Genomic DNA, 5,371 nt, shown 5'->3' with positions numbered 1-5,371 from the left:
TTCATCTGGTCATGGATAACTTGAGCACCCATACTCGCAAGGGGTTGGTGGACCGCTTCGGCGAAGAGGACGGCGGATGGCTGTGGGAGCGCTTTACTGTCCACTACACCCCAAAGCATGGAAGCTGGCTCAACCAGGCGGAGATCGAGATTGGCCTCTTTAGCCGCCAATGCCTCGGAAAACGCAGGATCGGGGATATCGTCACCCTCCGCCGCCAAGCCAAAGCCTGGAATCGCAGTGCAAACCGCCACAAGATCACCATCAAGTGGAAGTTCACAAGGAAGCTGGCACGCCTGAAACTGAACTACTCATTCAAGCGGTCACAGTACTAGTAGGTTTGAGCCAAAACATGACTCGTCGGGAGACGATGACGGGCATCGAAATGATTGGGACGAACTCTGCAAACCAAGGCCCAACAGAGATCACCAGCGATCTGGCCTGGTAAGTCTGCTTGTCCGTCGTAACGCTTACACCGTCACCTGATTGAGAAGCTCTCCACGAAAGCACAGGTTCTTCGAAGCGAAGATCTGCTCCCCGCTTCGAGGCACATCGTAAATGCTGCCTGATACACTCCTCGGGCTTGAGATAGCCTGCTTTCTCTTCGTAGAATGCGACTTCGTCATCGGCCAACGCAAACTGGGGAAAGCGCCGTCGCATCTCTCTTGCGTCCAACAGGTCGTGTTCAAGACCGTACCTTCGCGCACTCTTTAAGCAGCCTGTTATAAGCCGTCGCCGTGGAGATCCGATTGCAACTCCGCCGGTGATGCTCAAGATGTCCTCGTTGCTTTCATTTTGCAACTGATCCCAAAGCTCGTAAGCTCGTAGTACGAGCGGAACATAGGCAGGATCTTCGAAATACGCCTGCCGAATGATTCGGGACTCACCATGTGACGATCCTTTATCGTGGGCGGGGATAAAGGCTTCCAAGCCCAGTACCTTTGTATGTTGCTTAGAAAGGTGGTACGCCGTAGCGCTTCCCATTGCGCCAAGGCCGACTACGATCACGTCAAACGCATCTTCCACAGTTGTCCTCCACAGTAGGCATAGAACTGCCAGTCGCAAGACTTTAACATACCGCTCCGTTGAGGAAGCGTATGTCGTGGCGGCTTTCGTGGGATATGCGAACATGGACTGCATCGATTGCGCCGTGAGGAAAGGGCCATGCAGACCTTGCTTCAGGATCTCCGTTACGCAACACGCCAACTCTTCCGGAGCCTCGGGCTCACCATAACGGCTGTAGTCTCACTGGCGCTGGGCATCGGCGCGACGACTGCAGTCTTTAGCGTGATCTACGCCACGTTGATGAATCCCTATCCGTATCCAGCAGCGGACCGCATCGTCCGTCTGACCGTCTTCAGCAAAGCAAACTCCAGCGATGGGATCAACCTGAACGGCCCCCAGATTAAGCAACTGCAGCAGCTGCACAGCTTAGAAGGCGTGCTCGCCATGGACTACGATGCCATGAATCTCACGGGGCATGATCTTCCCGAAAACGTCAACACAATCAGCCTCATCTCGAACGGCTTTCATGACCTCGGCGTGCCGCCTATCGTGGGAAGGGGACTGTCAGCCTCAGACGCTCCTGATGGCAGGAGCCGCAACCGGTAGTTGTGCTTTCGTACAAGTTTTGGCAGAAGCACTTCTTCGGAGATCGGGCGGCGCTCGGACAAACATTGCAGTTGAACCAGAAGAACTACGTTGTCGTGGGCGTGGCGGCGCCGCGATTCACCTGGTACAGCGCCGACGTCTTTCTTCCTCTCAAGCTGATGCAAGCCCCGAGCCGCCGGTACATCATCGACATTCTGCTGAAGCCAGGCGTGACCCGCGACGCCGCAAACGCTGAGTTGCAGCCGCAGCTCGAGCACTTCGCCCAAACCGCGCCCAAACAGTTTCCTGAGCACTTCAAGGTGCAGGTGGAGGGGCTGAACGACTGGGTCGTCAAGAGCATAGGCGGAACATCGTATCTGCTCTTCGGCGCCGTCGGGCTGCTGCTGGCAATCGGCTGCGGCAACGTTTCTATCTTGCTGCTGGCCCGTGGCACTGCGCGGCAGCACGAACTTGCCGTGCGGGCAGCAATCGGAGCGAACCGGAGGCGCATCGTGCGGCAGTTGCTTACCGAATCGCTGCTGCTCGCTGCCATTGGCGCTGCGCTAGGTGTGGCGCTGGCCTACGGCATACTCGCGGGCATGCAAATGGTGCTACCCAAGTATGCCTTTGCGCCGGAGGTAGTGATCCGCATCAATCTCCCCGTGCTCCTGTTCAGCATCGGCGCTGCGCTGGGAACAGGAGTTCTCTTCGGCCTGTGGCCCGCGCTGCAGCTCTCGCGGCCGCAATTGAGCCGGATGGTGCTGTCGGGTACTCGGCGCGTGGCTGGAAGCGTGCATGGGCGCAGAATGCACGATGCTCTGATCGCAGGACAGATCGCACTCACCCTGCTGCTGCTGGCCGGAGCAGGCTCCGCCATGGAGGGCTTTGCGCGCCTCATGCATACGACGCTGGGCTACGACCCGCACAATATCGTGTCGGTCGGCGTTCCCCTCCACAAGAACGCATTTCCAGCGTGGGCCGCGCGTGCAGCCTACTTTGAGCAGTTGCGCGCGAGCGTCGCGGAGACTCCCGGCGTCAACATGGCAGCGATTTCAAGCAACGCAACTCCGCCGCGCAACGGATCGAACCTGCGATTTGAGCTTTTGGGCAAGCCTTCGACGGACCAGCGGATGGGTTCGATCAATCTTGTCGATCCAGCCTACTTTCCAGCTCTTCGCATTCCGCTGTTGCAGGGTCGGCTATGGAGCGATACGGAGAATCAGACCGCCGCCCACGTCGCGGTGATCAACCAGACGCTCGCGCGGTCCTACTACCCGAACGGCGATGCAGTCGGACACTCGGTCAAGCTGCCCGACATCGAAAGCCGTCCACCCGAGGTCTTGTCCGCACCCGGCATAGCGGACGCATGGCTGACGATTGTGGGCATTGTCGCGGACGCCCGCAACGATGGACTTAGAAATCCCATCAAGCCGGCCGTCTTCATTCCCTACACACTCAGCATGAGCGAGGGCACCCAGATTCTGGCGAGATCTGACGTTCCTCCCCTGACCCTGATGCACGCCATAGGGAAGCAGGTAAGCGCAGTAAATACGGAACAGCAGATCTACAACAACGTCGAGGACCTAAGCGTTTGGATCTCCGAAGAGCCGGAATGGCAACAGGACCATCTGGTGTCGTGGATCTTTGGCCTCTTCGCGGTGTTGGGCCTGGCCCTGGCTGCCGTGGGACTCTACAGCGTCGTGTCGTATACCGTGGCCCAACGAACAAACGAGTTTGGCATTCGCATGGCGCTCGGGGCAGGGCGTGGTCACGTCTTACGGATAGTCTTTGCCTCTACGCTCGTCAGCGTGGGTGGCGGAGTTCTATGCGGCCTCGCGCTTACTTTGGGCCTGAACAAAATTGTCGCGCAGTGGGCCGACGGCAATGCGCACGACCCCATCGTACTGCTAACGGGCACACTGCTGCTTGCCCTGGTAGCAGGAATTGCCTGCGCAATCCCGGCCCGGCGCGCCTCCCGCGTCGATCCAATGACAGCGCTGCGTTGCGATTAAGGGACCTGACGAAAAACTCGGCGACCAGGTTTGTGCGGCTGCATGCCCCAGGAAAAAGAACTTCCATCCTGGATTCTGCGTTCCTGGCCATAGTGTGCCGCACATGACAATCCGCGAGCACCAACGCAATGGATGTATCGAACTTCTGCGTGGTTTTGAGATGAAATTCGCGGATGAGTTTTCATGCGCATAGTCTCTCGCGTTTCCGAAAGACCTTCTCATCTCACTTCTCGGCAACTTCAACCTGTCGGACCCGAAGTTGCCGAGAAGGAGACTTTTGGGGCACTTCTATGGCTGCGATGAACATTTGCCGTTTGGATGGTGTCTAAAGCACTAGCGATCCATGACAATGCTATTTTCACGACTAGTTCCGCTAATCCTTTTTATCTTCCTGCCAAGTCGCGTCCCTGCTCAGCAGCCACAACCTGCCAGAGGAACGATGCGGGGCTTTGTGATTGACCATCCGGAGAGGCTGTCAGGATCTTGGGAGGTGAAAGGCGATCATGCTATCTATGGCCTCCATATTCAATTAACCACCAGAGTTGACGGAGCGCCAGTCACGCTTATCGGGGTTGAGCAGCTTTTTCATAGTGCTTCGATTGAGGTATATGAACGCACAGGTCCCACGCGGAGGGTTGGCGACTGGAACTGGTTTTCAGATGAATCGTCCCAGCTACAGTGGACCGACAGGCACCTTGTACTCAAACAGGCGGCGACCCGAATTGGTCCGGAAGTACAACTTGATCTCACCTTTGATCCCGTTACTGACAGGTGGTCGGGGCGTTTTCGCCGTGGCACCTTTGATCGCTCGGTCACTCTTCTTCGCCCGCATCCGGAGACTACCGTTGCCAAAAGCCCATTTGTAGGAACCTGGAGTCGTCCTGCTCCGGGGAATAACTGTATCCACATCGTGCAGACTGGGAGCGAGTCACTTGCTGGGTGGTCCGACGACCTTGCAACGCCAGGAGCACTTCGGTTTGCGAACGGAATCCGGCCGCCCGTCGAAGCCTTCGAGCAGTATGGGTCGATTGCTCTTGTCGAGGCAGTATCTCCGAGGGCCGTGTTGATCGAATTGAAAGCACTAACCGCAGGATGTTGCTCGATCACCTATGCAGGCAAGCTCACACCGGACGGGAAGGAGATTCAAGCGGGACAGACGTGCGATTCGGAACAATTGGACGCGGATGAGGGGAGACTCCTGCGTCGCCGCCCCTCGCTGAGGTTCCCTGCAAACGGGCTTTGGGAAACTACGAGATAATTGGCGGACATCTGAATTCTGGTTACTGTAAGACAGATATTAGGAGGTAGATGTTACGGATTGCGTTTTCAATCCTGATGATGAGTTTCATAAATCTACCCATCAGCGCTCAACAGCCATCGTCGAGCCTCGACAAGGCCATCGTGAAGGTCATCAACGCGTACAACCAGTTCGCGTTACCGAAATACTGGGGCAGCGGCAAGCACGCTTCGGCCGACGGCACGAAATGGAACCTCTACGAGCAGAACCTGCTGTCTGAATATCACATCCGCTACGGCGGATACGGTGGCATCGGCTACTATCATGTGTCCGACATGTACATTGCTCTGTTCAGCCACTTCATTCCGTGCGGCGTTCACGAAGCCGTCTATATCCTGGATGGGCTGATCCGCAATGGTGCCGAGATCAAGCCCGATACGATTCACGGCGATACCCAGGCGCAAAGTGGACCGGTGTTCGGTCTGTCCTACCTGTTGGGTATCAACCTGATGCCGCGCATGCGTAACATCAGAGA

The 5,371-nt window shown here is 57.0% G+C and carries 4 protein-coding genes and 1 pseudogene; 4 read left to right on the top strand and 1 reads right to left on the bottom strand.

What is annotated here, in order from left to right; translation table 11 throughout:
• On the top strand, positions 1-332 hold a 332-nt coding region (locus Q363_RS30320), incomplete at its 5' end, for a transposase (protein WP_035358187.1).
• Here the strand turns inward: Q363_RS30320 and solA are convergent.
• Positions 313-1,023, bottom strand: coding sequence for an N-methyl-L-tryptophan oxidase (gene solA, locus Q363_RS30315; RefSeq protein WP_245632574.1), 711 nt, complete (start codon positions 1,021-1,023; stop codon positions 313-315). The genes Q363_RS30320 and solA overlap by 20 nt on opposite strands.
• 138 nt (positions 1,024-1,161) lie before the next feature.
• On the opposite strand from solA, the gene Q363_RS45025 reads away from it, so the two are divergent.
• The 3 genes and pseudogenes from Q363_RS45025 to Q363_RS30300 form a co-directional block, all read left to right on the top strand.
• Positions 1,162-1,608: an ABC transporter permease gene (locus tag Q363_RS45025; RefSeq protein ID WP_245632573.1), complete on the top strand. Its 447-nt coding sequence runs from the start codon at positions 1,162-1,164 to the stop codon at positions 1,606-1,608.
• A 2-nt stretch (positions 1,609-1,610) separates the two neighbouring features.
• A complete protein-coding gene (locus tag Q363_RS30310) occupies positions 1,611-3,599 on the top strand; it encodes an FtsX-like permease family protein (protein ID WP_245632572.1) in 1,989 nt (662 codons plus the stop codon).
• A gap of 1,383 nt (positions 3,600-4,982) precedes the next feature.
• Positions 4,983-5,371 (top strand): annotated as a pseudogene (locus Q363_RS30300) (Tn3 family transposase); the annotation flags it as partial.

Source organism: Edaphobacter aggregans DSM 19364, assembly GCF_000745965.1.
Lineage (GTDB): Bacteria > Acidobacteriota > Terriglobia > Terriglobales > Acidobacteriaceae > Edaphobacter > Edaphobacter aggregans.
This window is presented reverse-complemented; position numbering and strand designations above follow the sequence as displayed.

Bases quoted from the DNA above. Each gene is read 5' to 3' on its own strand.
- Q363_RS45025 (WP_245632573.1), top strand. From the start codon at position 1,162: ATGCAGACCTTGCTTCAGGATCTCCGTTACGCAACACGCCAACTCTTC.